This window comes from Bacillus sp. GbtcB10 (genome assembly GCF_019091365.1).
Lineage (GTDB): Bacteria > Bacillota > Bacilli > Bacillales > Bacillaceae > Bacillus > Bacillus altitudinis.
Genome location: NZ_JAGXJP010000456.1, coordinates 1 through 230, shown reverse-complemented (window position 1 = coordinate 230; position 230 = coordinate 1). Strand labels below are relative to the sequence as shown.

The following is a 230-nucleotide window of genomic DNA, read 5'->3' as shown; positions in this document are numbered from 1 at the left end:
AATTTAAAGAAACGGGCGAACATTTCACCATCCGTATTTTCAGCCTGCTCGTAGTTCACAATCGTTTCCATTGTAAAATAAATGGTGAGAGCACCTTTTATGCGATTCACTGTAATATCTACTTGATGTTTTTTTGCGTGGGCTAAAATTCCCTCTTCTAACATGGCCCCGTGCTGCTCCCGACGTTCGTAGACTCCGTCTTCTTTTAACACTTCCAAGCATGCAATACC

At 42.2% G+C, this 230-nt stretch carries 1 pseudogene; it reads right to left on the bottom strand.

Annotated elements, in window-relative coordinates:
• Positions 1 to 230, bottom strand: a pseudogene (locus KVT11_RS20825) (aspartate aminotransferase family protein); the annotation flags it as partial.